The organism is Rhizobium azibense, from assembly GCF_004342325.1.
Lineage (GTDB): Bacteria > Pseudomonadota > Alphaproteobacteria > Rhizobiales > Rhizobiaceae > Rhizobium > Rhizobium etli_B.
This window is the reverse complement of the sequence record NZ_SMBJ01000001.1, coordinates 690,768-704,211: the sequence shown is the minus strand read 5'-3', so window position 1 is coordinate 704,211 and position 13,444 is coordinate 690,768. Positions and strand designations below refer to the sequence as shown.

Below are 13,444 nucleotides of genomic sequence, written 5' to 3'. Positions count from 1 at the left end.
CCTTTGCACCACTTGCGGGCGCTGGCCGGCAAGTACGTTCCCACGACCGACAGATGTCGGCTCCTCCCAGGTTCCGGCAGCTCGGCTCCTCCCGGCTTCCAGATACGGTTCGCCTTTGCAGGATCGCGGCCTGTGGGCTTTTTTCCCGGCTTCGTTCCTATTGGCGTGGGAAGAGCTTAGTGTGCGGCCTTTTGCTCCGCCACGCGTGGTTTGCTGGCGACCTATACTTTTTCGCCGACTGCGACGGCCGAATAGGCGCGGATTTCCCGGAAGGGATCGCTTCGCGCCTGCGTTCCGATCTTGTGTGCGTTGCGCCGGTAATCCGAGGGTGTGCGCCCGCAGATCTTGAAGAACTGCCTGTTGAAATTGGCAATGTTGTTGAACCCGACCTCAAAGCAGATCTCGGTGATCGGACGGTAGGTCTGGGTGAGCAATGAGCAGGCGGCATAAATGCGCGCAAGGATGACGTAGCGCGCGAAGGTGTGACCGGTCTGGCGCTTGAAAAAGCGCGAGAAGGCCTGCGGCTCGAGACCGCAGACCTTTGCGACCGAGGCAAGGTCGATGTCGTCGCTGTAGTGCTCCAGCACATAACGCATTGCGACATCAAGTTCATGGGGCAGATCCATCTGAAAAGAGGCTGGCGCCAGCCGCGACAGCCTGCGCCGCTCGGCGGGATTGCGTGCCAGCGCGATCATCAGCTGCAGGAAGAGCACTACACGCTCGGCGCCGTGGGCGGAGCCCACCTGCGCGAGCAGCCGCCGGCCTTCGAGCGCAGTTGCGCCCAAGAACTGCACGCCGTAGACCGCATCTTCATAAAGCGGCTTAATCGTCCCAAGCTCGGGACAAAATGAGCCTACGCGATCGGCCCATTCGGGCGTGAACTGGATCAGCACATCGCGGTTGCGGATCAGCTTGCCGGGCTCGATGTCGCTGACCCAATTGTGCGGCACGTTCGGACCAGTCAGTACCAGGCAGCCAGGCTCGAACTCGCCGATATAGTCGCCCACCATCATAACGCCCGAAGTCGTGCGGGTGAGATGCAGTTCGTATTCAGGATGGTAGTGCCACTTCGCCCGGAAATAAGGGTAGTCATGCATGTTCCAGCGAAAGGATTCTGCTGGCGGGCAGATGATCATCTCGAAATCGGGTACGATCCGCAAATCGGCTTTCATGGAAATAACCTCCTCCCGACAGGCAGGTCGTGGTTCCCAGGCGGGCCATGTCGGCATGCACGCCAAAAGAGCTTCTCGTCGTTCGGCTCCTTGGGCCAGTCGCAGCTTAAAAGCAAGCGAGCGCCTTTGGATCACCCTGCACGTCCGCCTTCCGTTTGGCGCTGGTTTGCGCCTTATATGTTGCCCTAAAAAACAAATTAGTTCATTTGGAAAGGCTGTCAATACCAATCTCACGACCCCAAGGTTTGCCGCGCTCGTGCGCGTCTCTTGGGACATTTCCGGGCATAATAAGGCATTTGCTCATATCGGCATCGAATGCTCGAGCAGCACGGATGTTCAAATCCGCTTGACAGACGCAGTCGAAGTTTTATTTGTTGCACAATGCAACATACCTTTTGGAGGGGAGACATGGGCCGGTTGGGTATTCATTCCTTCGTTTGGACGGGCGGACAAACCCAGTCGATGCTCGAGGAAGCAATGGAGAAATCCGCCTCCTGCGGTTACAACCTGATTGAGTTCGCCTATCTGCGACCAGAGAAATTCGATCTCGATGCACTGTCAAGGCGAGCTGCCGCGCTTAGCCTCGACATCGCCGTCACCATGGGCCTTCCGGTCACCCATGACGTTTCGAGCGAAGACGGGCAGGCGGTGCGAGCGGGCGAAGACATGCTGGCCGACGCCGTGCGCGCCGTGCGCGACATCGGCGGGACAAAGCTCGGTGGCATCCTTTATTCCGCCCACACGAAATACTCCCGCATGCCCACCAAAAAAGGATGGGACAATAGTGTCGCGGCGATCGCCAGGACGGCCGACCTTGCCCAGTCTGCAGGGATCGACCTTGTTCTCGAAGTGGTGAACCGCTTCGAGACCAATCTTCTCAACACCACCGCCCAGGGCCTCGCCTTCATCGAGCAGGTAGGCTCGCAGCATGTGCGGCTGCACCTCGACACATTCCACATGAACATCGAGGAAGCGAACCCGGCGGCGGCCATCAGGCTTGCGGGCGACAAGATCGGCTATTTTCATATTGGCGAAAGCAATCGCGGCTATCTCGGCGACGGCGTCATCAATTTCGATCGGGTGTTCGACGCATTGCTTGACATCGACTACCAGCGCGACATCACCTTCGAATCCTTCTCCGGCGCCGTCGTCGACGAAGGTCTGTCGCTTGCCTGCGCGATCTGGCGCGACACCTGGAGTGAAAACCTGCCGCTCGCGCAGCATGCAAAGCAATTCATCGATCTCAAGTTGGACGAGGCGAAACGCCGTCGCGCGACCGTTGCGCGGCCGTGACGGCGAAAGATGGAGGCAAGGCAGATCCCTAAATACCGAGGCGTCGTAATCGGTGTTCCGAAAAGAAAGGCAAGGAGAACCGTCCGTGAATGAAATGGGTTCGATCGCGCCTGCGAGCGGAATCCGCCAGCGCAATGAACTCGCAGCGATGCGGGCGCTCTATCGTCACGGGCGCTTGAGTCGGGCGGAGCTCGCTCGCATTTTAGGCCTCAATCGCTCCTCGTCCGGCCATATCATTGCCGGCCTCACCGCCGATGGCCTCGTCCGCGAGGTGGGAACCGCCGAGCAGGCACAGGCGACCCACGCCGGGCGGCCGGGCATCATGCTCGAACTTATGCCCGGCGCCGCCTATTTTCTCGGCATCGAGATCGGCGTCGAACACATCACGGTGGTCGAGGTCGATCTCGCCTGCCGCATCGTCAACAACCGCATGGAGCCCTTCGACGGCCCGTCCGTCGATGTCGAGGCTGCCGTTTCGCGCGCCGTCGCGATTGCCTTCGAGACATTGCCGGCCGAACATCGCGGCCGCTGCGAGGGGCTCGGCATCGCCGTGCCGGCGCAAATGGACCGAAAGGGGTTGATCAACACCGCTCCCCTGCTCGGCTGGCAGAACATACAGCTCGCCGATCTCGTGCGTGCGGCCGTGCCGGCACAACTGCCGATCATGGTGGAGAATGATGCAAACGCCTTTGCGACCGGCGCAAGCTACGGCGCTCGGGAGGTCCATTCGGGAGTCACGCTCTATCTCGTGATGGAAAGTGGCGTGGGCGGTGGTATCGTCGTCGACGGAACCGTTCTTCGCGGCGCGCGGGGACTGGCCGGGGAAATCGGGCATCTGCGCATCGATGGTGCCGATGCGCCCGGCCGCAGCCTTGAAAGCGTCCTTGGTCTGGAGTGCATCCTGAGCATCTATCGTTCCGTCTCGAGGCAGCCGGAACCGAACTTCGCTACTTTTCTGACCGATGTGCGCGATCGCGTTCCCGGCGCCGTCGCCATAGCAGAAGACTGGGCCCGTGCGCTGGCTTACGGCCTGATCCAGGCCTGCAGGATCATCGATGCCGACAGGATCGTGCTTGGCGGTTCGGTCGCCGCGCTCTATCCGCTGATGGCGGCGCGCGTGCTGCATCACATTCGCTCCATGCAGGAGGAAAGCTTTCCGCTGCCTTTGATCGAAACAAACGACGATGAGACGGTAGGGCCAGCCTTCGGCGCTGCCTGCATGCTTCACCAGCGCTATCTCCTGGCCGACAGCGCGCGCCCTGCCGAGGATGCTGCATGACATCGAACGGCTTAGCTCCCGATGCCCTTGGACCAACGATAACGATCGGCGAGATCCTCGTCGAGATCATGGCAACGGATCGCGGCACGGGCTTTCTCGAGCCGATCACTCTTATCGGCCCCTACCCCAGCGGGGCTCCGGCGATATTTATCGATCAATGCGCCAGAATAGGCGGTGCGGCCGGCATCATCGCCTGCGTGGGCGACGACGACTTCGGCCGCGTCAATGTCGCGCGGTTACGTGCAGACGGCGCCGACGTCTCGGCCATTTCGATCAGCGCGGAATTTCCAACCGGCAGCGCCTTCGTGCGCTACCGCACGGATGGTACGCGCGATTTCGTTTTCAACATAGCAAGATCCGCCGCCGCCCAGATCGACCTTAGCGCCGCCGCGCGGGCGCTCATTGCCCGATCGGGCCATCTGCATGTTATGGGAACCGCGCTGGCCATATCCGGCACCATCGAGATTATCGAACACGCGATTGCGGCGATCAAGGCTCGCGGCGGCAGCATCTCCTTCGACCCGAACGTCCGCAAGGAACTGCTCGGGCAATCCGAAACGCGCGCCCGCTTCGCAAGTCTTGTCGATATCGCCGACCTGATCCTTCCGTCTGGAGATGAGCTGTTCGTCGCGGCTGGCGTTACGGGCGAAAGCGAGGCGGTGCGTGCGCTCTTCGCCCGCAACGCCAGCGAAGTCGCACTCAAGCGCGGCGCGAAGGGTTCGACCGTCTTCACGCGGGACGGCAGACGCATCGACTGCCCGGCCTTCGCAGTCGAAGAAATCGATCCGACCGGCGCCGGAGACTGCTTCGGCGGCGCCTATGTCGCGTGCCGCCGGCTCGGTATGCCGATCGAACAGGCGCTCACCTATGCCAATGCCGCCGGCGCGCGCAATGTTACCGCCAAGGGACCGATGGAGGGAGCCGGCACCCGCGCCGAACTTGACGCCTTCATCGCCATGACACCGGGGCGCAGCCGATGACGTCCATGCTCGGCAACCTGGCTCGCAGCCGACGCACGGGCGGCATGGCTGGCATCACTTCCGTTTGCTCGGCTCATCCCATCGTGATCCGCGCTGCCCTACGACAGGCCGTGGGGTGCGATGGTCCGGTATTGATCGAGGCGACCTGCAACCAGGTCAATCAGTTCGGTGGTTACACGGGCTTGAAGCCCCGTGATTTTGTGGCGCTGGTGGAGCAGATTGCCGACCAAGAGCGTCTGCCGCGAGACAAGGTCATCCTTGGAGGCGACCATCTTGGCCCAAATCCATGGCGTGAGGAACCTGCCGATGTCGCCATGGCCAAAGCGGAAGACATGATCGCCGCCTATGTCGAGGCTGGCTTCTGCAAGCTCCATCTCGATACGTCCATGGGCTGCGCGGGTGAACCGGTCGCGCTCGACGACGCCACGACCGCCGAGCGGGCGGTGAGGCTGGCGGCTGTGGCAGAACGGTGCGCTGCCTCTTCAGGCGGTGAACGACCGGTCTATGTCATCGGCACCGAAGTACCGCCGCCTGGCGGCGCGGATCATTTAATCACCACGCTCGAACCGACGCACGTGGACGCGGCGCGCAAGACAATTGCTCTGCATCGGACGCAGTTCCACGAAGCGGGGCTCGCCAGGGCCTTCGACCGCGTGCTGGCGCTCGTCGTCCAGCCCGGAGTCGAATTCGGCAACGAAAACGTCATCGTCTACGACCGGGCGAAAGCGCAAGCCCTTTCTGCGCTGCTCGACGAGGAGCCCGCCCTTGTCTATGAGGCACATTCGACTGACTTTCAGGGCGTGGAGGCGCTGCGACAACTCGTCGAGGACGGGTTCGCCATCCTCAAGGTCGGACCGGAATTGACCTTCGCACTTCGAGAAGCACTGTACGGACTCGACCTGATCGCAAGCGACTCCATCCCCGGTTATCCGAGCCGAAACCTCATGGCCGTTATGGACGGGCTGATGAGGGAGAACCCCGGTCACTGGAAGGGCCACTATCACGGTTCGCGGGCCAAGCGACACACCCTGCGACACTATTCCTATTCCGATCGAATTCGCTACTACTGGAATCACCCGGCGGCGGAAGCGGCCACCTTCCGGCTCATAAAAGCTCTCGACGGCCGGATCATCCCCGCACCTCTTTTCCGGCAGCATATGCCCATTTTTGCAAGGTACGCCGGAAAGCCGCTCGAACCGCAGGAATTGCTGATCGATGCGGTGCGGGCGGTTCTCGACGGATACCAAAGTGCTCACCGGCCGGACCGATTACCACGGGCATGCTCTCAAGGATAAGCTCGCACCCGCGGCAAATTGCTCAACAAAACTGGTTTCGGCAGAGGCCGATCAAGCCTGGTTTGTCACGCACTTGTCTGCCTCGAAGCCTCCGCAGTTCCGCGACTCCAGAGCATAAAGGACATGGGCGCATGTCGGTCTCACGTGCGTTTTAGAATTACGTCTTCTTCCTCGTCCCGCTGTCGGCCTCCCAGTGCTGCGGCAGCAGAGGCAATGAAAGCACCTATCAGGAGCGACAGGGCGCCGAGCATTGCTGTCGTTGCCGCTGCCTCACGTGCCTCGTCTGCAGTCTTTTGAGCCGCGACCTTGGCATCCTCCACACGCTTCAAGATGGCCTCGACGCGGGTCTTTGCATCGGCCTCCGAAAGACCTGCATGTGATGCCACGATCATAGCGAGGTAGTCTTTGTCTTCTGCGGGGATCCCGCCTTGAGCGGCACCTTGCAGAAGAATTCTCGAAACTTCAGCCGTGGCTGCGCCTTGGTCGGTCGTGGCCTGCGCGCGATTTCGGTCTGGTCGAAGCAGAGCATCGGTGAAATAGGCCGCCGACAGATCGGTTGCCGGCGACTGTGATGATCCTGCTGCGACAGCGCCAGCAAGGCTGGCATTGGTCGCTGCCTGGCCGACTGCCTGCGCGCCGGCCCCGGCAAGCGAGGTCAAAGATGACGTCAGGAAGCCGACCACGAAAATCGTGGCGACCGCCCAACTGATCAAGCCATGGGCAGTATCCCGGAAGAAGACCTCGTCGGTGTGAACAGCGGCCCATCTTGTGCGAAGCCGGCCGGTGAGGTAGCCACCCAACGCTGCCGACAACCACTGCACGACCACAAGCCAGATCGCGGCGGTCACACCAATTGACTCTGCCGAGGCGCTCTGTCCCGTCCAAGGTGACACCATCGTCAGCCCGACGCCAGATCCTAGAAGCAGAAGGATGAGGGTAACGCCCGTGGCAGCAATAGCGCCGCCGAGGATCGGTCCCCACGACATCGCGGACTTGGACGATTCGACAGGAGTGGCCGCGACGTCTGGACCTGTCATGGACATCGACATTGACACCTCCTATCGCATGAAGAGAACAAGGAGAATGACGATCGGCAGTGGAATACCGAGAAGCCAAAGAAGAATACCGCGACCCATGGCGTTGCCTCCGATCTTGAGGTTTTGAAGTTATTGCAGAGACTTAACGCTAACGCCTGTTCAATGTTCCGGTAGTCTGTCTCCCGACCACCATTGCTAAACTCCGACCGCACCGGCAACAGATCGCGGCCTTGATTATGTCAGCCGATCGATCATTGCGAAGATGCGGGGGATGTGCGTTTGCATGTGGCAGGCTGCGCCGCTGCGGATCGGATCCTGGACGATGGAGGCAGGGTCCGCGGCAAGATTGAATAATGCAGAACTTGCGCGTGCTACCAGCTGCCAGCCGGACGAAATGGAAGCCAGAAATGTTCGCTTTGCCATACCCAGCTGCTATCGGACACATGACCTCGAAGACCACACTGGAACAAACCCTGCTGATCGTGGTTTGCAAGTCATGAGCGACCAGGAAAAATGGACAGGCGGATGCCTCTGTGGAGGATGCCGGTATGAATTTCACGGCGAACCGCCCCATTCAGGCTATTGCCATTGCAATATGTGCAAACGGGCAACGGGCGGACCGTTCGCGGTTCTAGTCCAGGCAAGGCTTTCTGATTTCGTTTGGACGACGGGAAAGCCGTCCGTCTACCGGTCGTCACCGATTGCAACACGTGGATTCTGCGCCAACTGCGGGACACCGCTCTTTCTGCAGTATGACGGGGACGAATTGATAAGGCTGACCGCCGGGTCTCTCGATCATCCCGAGCGGATTCGACCGGCGGGGCACTACGGCGTCGAAAGCCGCCTGCGATGGGCGGAATGCGGACCCGGTTTGCCAGAAGAACAGACGCAGGAGAGATTCTAGCTTGCGCTGGATTACAACGCGCTGTCGTCATTTCCGGTTTGGCGCATATGCGGGTGCGCCGGCAGTTCTTTTTTCGAAGGCGCACGCGGCCCGAAGATGGAGGGCAAAGCGGTTCACTGTCGGCGGTTGATTGGCCTGGCAACTTGGTGCGCTGCACGCCCCGGCCCTCGCTTGGCAGTTCCCACGCCGACACTCCGGGTTGACACACCTAGCTCAAACTCTAGCTGCAGTGCGGGCGCTTCAACATCGAGCGGATGACAAGTGCTGCAGCTAGATTGTGTAACCTTGCTAAGCGCACGTCGCAAACCGAAGAAGATTTCGTCGATGAAGAACGTCGCTTTCGTGTCGCAATAGCAAACGCCCGTAGGCAGCTCGAACGGCGACACCGAGGAAAAACCAGTATTAACAGGGAGATGAAAATGCCTCAACTCGATAGAATTCCGGCTATTCCGCTCCACGATGAACATGTCGTCACAGCAAGAGAGGCGCTTGAAGGGCTCTATCTGAAACTTCAGCAGGAGGCCGAAGTGCGTCTGGTTGCTGCCGCGATGCGGGCAGGCTGGTCCCCCGAGGAAGCGATAGATGCCATCGACGACCTTCGGAAGGAAGACATGGAGGTCGTGGATTGACACGGCGAGGTTTGCCGCAACGATGCCTGGTGGGCGGCTTGAGAATGATGGCCATCATGATTGGCAATTTTTGCCGCTTTTTGTTGGTGGACCGGCGATCCGCTCGATTGCACATAAAGGTAGAGGAACTTTATCATCGCTCCGGTAATTGAAGCTAACGGCCGCGTGCAATGCTGCAGATTGGAAGGCAACATCCGCCAGCACGTGCGGCCAGGGGCTCGCCTCTTGCTTCTTTGGAGGCGAGTCCATGATGACCAGCCTCCCATAGCCGTCCTTTTGGCTGGATATCATCGGCAGAGGTGTCGTTTCTCATCAAGCCGATCGGCGCCGGCTTTCACCGCTTGCCGGTTAGAGGCCATGATGCCGAAGACTGGGGATATCCGGCTTCGCGATCGGTCGCCGGCGGCCGGCCCCTTGAAGTACCTGCAGATCGATCGTTCCGGACGGCAAGCCGTTATGATCGGGATTTGTAGTCCTTTGCCGCGCGATCTCCCCGCCAATCAAGAGGGCAACGTTGGGAACCTCGAATGTGCTGACTTGTTAGGATGGAACAATAACAACAACAGGAGAAGTGTCATGAAACTCACTTCGTTGACGCTGATTGCCGTCTGCATGGCAGCTTTGACATCCCATCCGAGCTTCGCCGACTGCGTGGACATAACCGGGTCCACAAAGACGGAGGAACGTAGCGGCATCGCCAAAGATGGTGCGCATGCTCCGATGGAAGGCAGTCAAACCACGCAAGCGCAAGCGAACGCGGCTGGCGCCAACGCACCCCAGAAGGAAGGTGGCACAGTGCCGTTGGCCAAAAACCCCAATCTTGCCACGTCTGAACAGGACATGGTGGCACAGCAGCATGGCGAAAAAACCGCTGCAGCAAAGGCCCGGAAAGAAAAATGCGATTAATCACGCGACCACATTGCGGTTGGTGAGTGAGGCACCCCGCAAGCAGAGCTGGCCGCCCAAAGTGTGCGAGAGCGAGGTGCCGTGTTAGACGGCCCTGCTTCTCGGTGTGCAGAAACGAACAAGGAGACTTTTGCGGGGCAGGTACGGGCGGCCCGTTGTCATTGATCTTGCCGTCGCGAGAAATGAAACCCGGCGTTCAGCCGGGTTTGTTTCTTAATGCCACGTCTGGTTTCTTAATGCCACGTCTGGTTTTCATACCAATCATCGACGTCTCGATGGACGCGGTCGCGGGCCAATCCGTAGCGCTCCTGGATCTTTCCCTCCAACTGATCGCGCTTGCCGGCGATCTGATCAAGGTCGTCGTCGGTGAGCTTGCCCCACTGTTCCTTGATCTTGCCTTTCATCTGTTTCCAATTACCTTCGACGCGGTTCCAATCCATAGTGCTTCCTCCTTTTTGTTGTTTGGACAAAACGGTCCGTGGCATGTTTTGTTCCTTGAAGGGCGGCACCTGACGGGGCATACAAGTCGTTCGAGTGGGCCGTCAGCGCCTTTCACGACCCGGCTATGACGGCTGCCGCGGCTTGCCTTGCGTGCGTGCGTGCGCCGTGCTGTGCACCAACAAAAGTCCGCGCATTCGCGAGTATCCGAGCTTTCTTGAGTGATCGACCTTCAGCCTCCTGTGGACACCACGAACCCGTGGAGCCTGGGCCGGGCCGCAGAGGCCCGGGGGGCGGTTTTGGTCAAACGAGCTCGCCCGTCCGCGACTTCTCAGCGCGTGCTTTGGTACTTCCGTTGAGCCCGGGGCTGCTTGAGAGCTTACACGGATGCCAAGCTGCTGCCGAAGCAGCACGTCTGATCACTGTAGTCGTCGTACCAGATTTGCTGAGCGCGTACCGATCAACTCGCGGCTCGTCCGGGTCCGTCGGCATGTTTACTTCTTGCTGTTTCCGGGTGAACACTTGCTGATTGGCCCACTATCCCAGATCGGCAGACTGAAATGGACCGTATCGATGCAATGAAGGTATTCGTCACCGCGATCGACGAAGGCAGCCTGGCAGGGGCCGCCCGGCGGCTGAAACGATCACCGACTGCGGTCAGTCGGGCGCTGAGCTTCCTGGAAGCCCATGTCGGCGTTGAACTGCTGCATCGAACGACCCGCACCCTCAAGCTCAGCGACGCCGGTCAGCGTTACGCCGCAGCCTGCCGGCGGGTGCTCGTCGATCTCGAAGAGGCCGACATGCTCGCCGGCGGTGAGCGTTCCGCCCCTCGTGGGATGCTGACGATTTCGGCGCCGCCGATCGTCGGGGAAGAGGTGGTGCGTCCCATACTGGACGATTTCCTTGACTTGCACCCGCCCGTTTCAATCCGACTTCTCCTGCTGGATCGGTTCGTCAATCTGGTGGACGAAGGCGTCGACATTGCCTTGCGGATCGGCCATCTCGCCGATTCATCACTCATTTCCACCCGGCTCGGTGGCGATGTGCGGCGCGTTGTTGTCGCATCTCCTCGCTATCTTGCCGCTCATCCCCGCGTCGAAGAACCGGCAGATCTCACAAACCACCAAATCGTTGCATTTACGAATTTCGGTCTCGACTCGTGGAACTTCACGCCGGCCCAGGGCTCATCCATTCCCCGGACAGTCCAGTTCACGCCGAGGTGCATCGTCAACAGCGTGCGCGCTGCAGCCGCTTTGGCCGCTGCGGGTCGCGGTTTGACCAGGCTCTATTCGTATCATGTCGCGGAATTTGTGCGGGATGGCCGGCTGAAAATCGTGCTTGCAGATGCCGAGCACGCCCCGTTGCCGGTTCATCTACTCGCGCCACATGGCCGCATGTCCGTACCCAAGGTCCGCGCCTTTGTCGATTTCGCCACGCCGCGTCTGCGCTCGGAATTTGCACGACTGGCAGCGCAGGCAGGCACACTCGGCTGATTATGCCGATTTTCGGAGGAGTGTTACCCAGACAGCGGCAATTCTCCCGACAACCGGATGGATCTAAATCAATTGCACCAACGCCGAGGGCGAAGGGCTGGCGCAAAGCGCCGCTGCATTTGAAAAGGATGTAGGTCCATGAGTACTGAACGAAATGTCGTCATCATCACCGGCGCATCGCAAGGGATTGGCGCTGAATTGGTCCGCGCCTACCGCGAGGAGAACTACCGTGTTATCGCCACATCTCGCTCGATCAAGCCCAGCACGGACCCGGATGTGCACGCCGTGCCCGGCGACATCAGTCACCCGGCGACTGCCGAACGGATCGTGCGCGAAGGGATTGAGCGCTTTGGCCGCATCGATTCGCTGGTAAACAATGCCGGCGTCTTCCTCGCCAAGCCTTTCATCGAGATGACCCAGGAAGACTATGACCACAACCTCGGGGTCAATGTGGCCGGCTTCTTTCACATTACCCAGCGCGCTGCCGCCGAGATGCTGAAGCAGGGTTCTGGCCATATCGTCAGCATCACCACGAGCCTTGCCGATCAGCCAATGGTCGGGATGCCATCGGCGCTCGCCTCCTTGACCAAGGGCGGTCTGAACGCCGTGACCCGGTCACTGGCGATGGAGTTCTCGAAGAGCGGCGTTCGCGTCAACGCGGTGTCTCCAGGCGTGATCAAGACGCCGATGCATCCGGTGGAGACGCATTCGGCTCTCGCCAAATTGCATCCAGTTGGTCGAATGGGCGAAATCCGCGACATCATCGATGCCGTCCTTTATCTCGAAACCGCTCGTTTCGTAACCGGCGAAATCCTCCACGTCGATGGCGGCCAGAACGCCGGTCGCTGGTGAACTTCTCGAAGGGAGACCAAAATGCCTATCGTCACCGTACAGGTTACCCGCGAGGGGACCACTGCTGACCGCAATTCGATCACCGCCGAGGAAAAGGCCGCCATTATCAAGGGCGTCAGCGAGGTGCTGCTCGACGTGCTGAACAAACCCCTTGAGTCCACCTATGTGGTGATCGAGGAGGTCGATCTCGACAATTGGGGCTGGGGCGGGCTTCCGACGGCGCAGTATCGCGCCAGGCGTGCGCCGGCAGCAAAACCTTGAGCCGCCGGCAGGAAGTTCGCACGTGAGGGTTTCGCCCAGAAACTCACGATAGGACTGAGATCGCTGCGTCGATGTGAGATCGTCAAAGGGTTGTACTGGGCGCCGCCCTTTCAAAAAAAGGGAAAAAAGTACCATGGCGCTCGTATCCATAGCGAGTGGCCGCAAAAGGTCGACCCTCGACGTGAGCGATTTTTGTTCCTCTACATGGCGTTACAAAAAGCGCAGCCCGCGGACACATCGACGATACAGGCCCTCGCTCAAATGGCGCTGCTGTCCTCGAAGATGACGGTTTCGGTCCCAATACGAAAGGATGACCATATGACAACGATCAGACTCATTGCAGCTGCCCTGACGATAGCCGCAAGCGCGGTGACGCCGCACATGGCGCAGGCTCAACAATTGACAATTCAGCGCACCGATCTTCTGCGGCACGACCTTGACGTGCCTGGACGCGAACTTGTTCAGGTGCGCGTCGACTTCGAACCTGGCGCAATTGCCGCTAAGCATTCTCATCCCGGCGAAGAGATCGCCTATGTCCTGGAAGGCTCGCTGGAATATCAGCTCGGGGATAGGAGGCCCATCACGCTCAGGGCCGGCGAGACCTTGTTCATTCCCGCAGGAGTGCCCCACGTCGCGAAAAACGTCGGCAGCGGCAAGGCCTCTGAACTCGCCACATACATCGTCAAAAAGGGGATGCCACTCGTCGTACCGGCCAAGTAGATGATGCGCTCAGCGTACTGTCGCAGTCCGCAACGAAGACCCCTTCCTCCGGCAAGCAAAACACAGACACATTGTTTCCCGCCCGGGCTGCAGCATCAATCACATGGCGGGTCGGGCTTCAGGCTGGTTTCTGAAATCAAGGTGTTGGGGCGCAGCAATCGGCCGGATTTTCTGGGCGATTGCTC

Annotated in this window: 14 protein-coding genes; 11 read left to right on the top strand and 3 right to left on the bottom strand. The window is 60.0% G+C overall.

The annotated features are described in order from the left end of the window. Nucleotides 1-221 precede the first annotated feature (221 nt). The gene (locus tag EV130_RS03365) at nt 222-1,172 is read right to left on the bottom strand and encodes a helix-turn-helix domain-containing protein (RefSeq protein ID WP_074064071.1); all 951 of its coding nucleotides are present in this window, start codon (nt 1,170-1,172) and stop codon (nt 222-224) included. Nucleotides 1,173-1,580: 408 nt separating this feature from the next. Between EV130_RS03365 and EV130_RS03360 the strand changes: the two genes are divergently transcribed. The 4 genes from EV130_RS03360 (at nt 1,581) to EV130_RS03345 (ending at nt 6,019) form a co-directional block, all read left to right on the top strand. Then, nucleotides 1,581-2,465, top strand: coding sequence for a sugar phosphate isomerase/epimerase family protein (locus tag EV130_RS03360; RefSeq protein ID WP_074064070.1), 885 nt, complete (start codon nt 1,581-1,583; stop codon nt 2,463-2,465). Nucleotides 2,466-2,559: 94 nt separating this feature from the next. Further along, nucleotides 2,560-3,744 (top strand): ROK family transcriptional regulator, encoded by a 1,185-nt coding sequence (locus tag EV130_RS03355; protein WP_074064069.1) that lies wholly within the window; start codon nt 2,560-2,562, stop codon nt 3,742-3,744. After that, the gene (locus tag EV130_RS03350) at nt 3,741-4,724 is read left to right on the top strand and encodes a tagatose kinase (protein WP_074064068.1); all 984 of its coding nucleotides are present in this window, start codon (nt 3,741-3,743) and stop codon (nt 4,722-4,724) included. The genes EV130_RS03355 and EV130_RS03350 overlap by 4 nt, the downstream gene beginning before the upstream one ends. After that, the gene (locus tag EV130_RS03345) at nt 4,721-6,019 is read left to right on the top strand and encodes a D-tagatose-bisphosphate aldolase, class II, non-catalytic subunit (RefSeq protein ID WP_074064067.1); all 1,299 of its coding nucleotides are present in this window, start codon (nt 4,721-4,723) and stop codon (nt 6,017-6,019) included. Before EV130_RS03350 ends, EV130_RS03345 begins: the two co-directional genes overlap by 4 nt. 140 nt (nt 6,020-6,159) lie before the next feature. Here EV130_RS03345 and EV130_RS03340 read toward each other — a convergent pair whose 3' ends face one another. Next, nucleotides 6,160-7,068: a hypothetical protein gene (locus EV130_RS03340; RefSeq protein ID WP_074064066.1), complete on the bottom strand. Its 909-nt coding sequence runs from the start codon at nt 7,066-7,068 to the stop codon at nt 6,160-6,162. 250 nt (nt 7,069-7,318) lie between these two features. On the opposite strand from EV130_RS03340, the gene EV130_RS33960 reads away from it, so the two are divergent. The 3 genes from EV130_RS33960 (at nt 7,319) to EV130_RS32445 (ending at nt 9,495) form a co-directional block, all read left to right on the top strand. Further along, nucleotides 7,319-7,960: a GFA family protein gene (locus tag EV130_RS33960; protein WP_335727738.1), complete on the top strand. Its 642-nt coding sequence runs from the start codon at nt 7,319-7,321 to the stop codon at nt 7,958-7,960. Nucleotides 7,961-8,379: 419 nt separating this feature from the next. Next, nucleotides 8,380-8,589 carry a hypothetical protein gene (locus EV130_RS03330; RefSeq protein WP_132659232.1) on the top strand — a complete coding sequence of 70 codons (210 nt, stop codon included), beginning with the start codon at nt 8,380-8,382 and terminating at the stop codon, nt 8,587-8,589. Between the two features lie 357 nt (nt 8,590-8,946). Next, on the top strand, nt 8,947-9,495 hold the full coding sequence (locus tag EV130_RS32445) for a hypothetical protein (protein WP_165918479.1): 549 nt from the start codon (nt 8,947-8,949) through the stop codon (nt 9,493-9,495). A 233-nt stretch (nt 9,496-9,728) separates the two neighbouring features. On the opposite strand, the gene EV130_RS03320 is transcribed toward EV130_RS32445, so the two are convergent. Further along, a complete protein-coding gene (locus EV130_RS03320) occupies nt 9,729-9,935 on the bottom strand; it encodes a CsbD family protein (RefSeq protein WP_074064062.1) in 207 nt (68 codons plus the stop codon). Nucleotides 9,936-10,493: 558 nt separating this feature from the next. Between EV130_RS03320 and EV130_RS03315 the strand changes: the two genes are divergently transcribed. From EV130_RS03315 to EV130_RS03300, 4 genes are all read left to right on the top strand, one after another. Continuing rightward, nucleotides 10,494-11,426, top strand: a complete 933-nt coding sequence (locus EV130_RS03315; protein ID WP_132549019.1) for a LysR family transcriptional regulator — start codon at nt 10,494-10,496, stop codon at nt 11,424-11,426. A gap of 138 nt (nt 11,427-11,564) precedes the next feature. Beyond that, a complete protein-coding gene (locus EV130_RS03310; protein ID WP_074064060.1) occupies nt 11,565-12,278 on the top strand; it encodes an SDR family NAD(P)-dependent oxidoreductase in 714 nt (237 codons plus the stop codon). A gap of 21 nt (nt 12,279-12,299) precedes the next feature. Beyond that, complete coding sequence (locus tag EV130_RS03305; protein ID WP_074064059.1) at nt 12,300-12,539, top strand: tautomerase family protein; 240 nt, start codon at nt 12,300-12,302, stop codon at nt 12,537-12,539. A 318-nt stretch (nt 12,540-12,857) separates the two neighbouring features. Continuing rightward, entirely contained in the window at nt 12,858-13,259 is a 402-nt protein-coding gene (locus EV130_RS03300) for a cupin domain-containing protein (protein ID WP_074065591.1), read from the top strand. Nucleotides 13,260-13,444: the final 185 nt, after the last annotated feature.

Coding starts and splice junctions, on each gene's coding strand:
- EV130_RS03365 (WP_074064071.1), bottom strand. CDS start 1,172: ATGAAAGCCGATTTGCGGATCGTACCCGATTTCGAGATGATCATCTGC.
- EV130_RS03360 (WP_074064070.1), top strand. CDS start 1,581: ATGGGCCGGTTGGGTATTCATTCCTTCGTTTGGACGGGCGGACAAACC.
- EV130_RS03355 (WP_074064069.1), top strand. CDS start 2,560: ATGGGTTCGATCGCGCCTGCGAGCGGAATCCGCCAGCGCAATGAACTC.
- EV130_RS03350 (WP_074064068.1), top strand. CDS start 3,741: ATGACATCGAACGGCTTAGCTCCCGATGCCCTTGGACCAACGATAACG.
- EV130_RS03345 (WP_074064067.1), top strand. CDS start 4,721: ATGACGTCCATGCTCGGCAACCTGGCTCGCAGCCGACGCACGGGCGGC.
- EV130_RS03340 (WP_074064066.1), bottom strand. CDS start 7,068: ATGTCGATGTCCATGACAGGTCCAGACGTCGCGGCCACTCCTGTCGAA.
- EV130_RS33960 (WP_335727738.1), top strand. CDS start 7,319: ATGCGGGGGATGTGCGTTTGCATGTGGCAGGCTGCGCCGCTGCGGATC.
- EV130_RS03330 (WP_132659232.1), top strand. CDS start 8,380: ATGCCTCAACTCGATAGAATTCCGGCTATTCCGCTCCACGATGAACAT.
- EV130_RS32445 (WP_165918479.1), top strand. CDS start 8,947: ATGATGCCGAAGACTGGGGATATCCGGCTTCGCGATCGGTCGCCGGCG.
- EV130_RS03320 (WP_074064062.1), bottom strand. CDS start 9,935: ATGGATTGGAACCGCGTCGAAGGTAATTGGAAACAGATGAAAGGCAAG.
- EV130_RS03315 (WP_132549019.1), top strand. CDS start 10,494: ATGGACCGTATCGATGCAATGAAGGTATTCGTCACCGCGATCGACGAA.
- EV130_RS03310 (WP_074064060.1), top strand. CDS start 11,565: ATGAGTACTGAACGAAATGTCGTCATCATCACCGGCGCATCGCAAGGG.
- EV130_RS03305 (WP_074064059.1), top strand. CDS start 12,300: ATGCCTATCGTCACCGTACAGGTTACCCGCGAGGGGACCACTGCTGAC.
- EV130_RS03300 (WP_074065591.1), top strand. CDS start 12,858: ATGACAACGATCAGACTCATTGCAGCTGCCCTGACGATAGCCGCAAGC.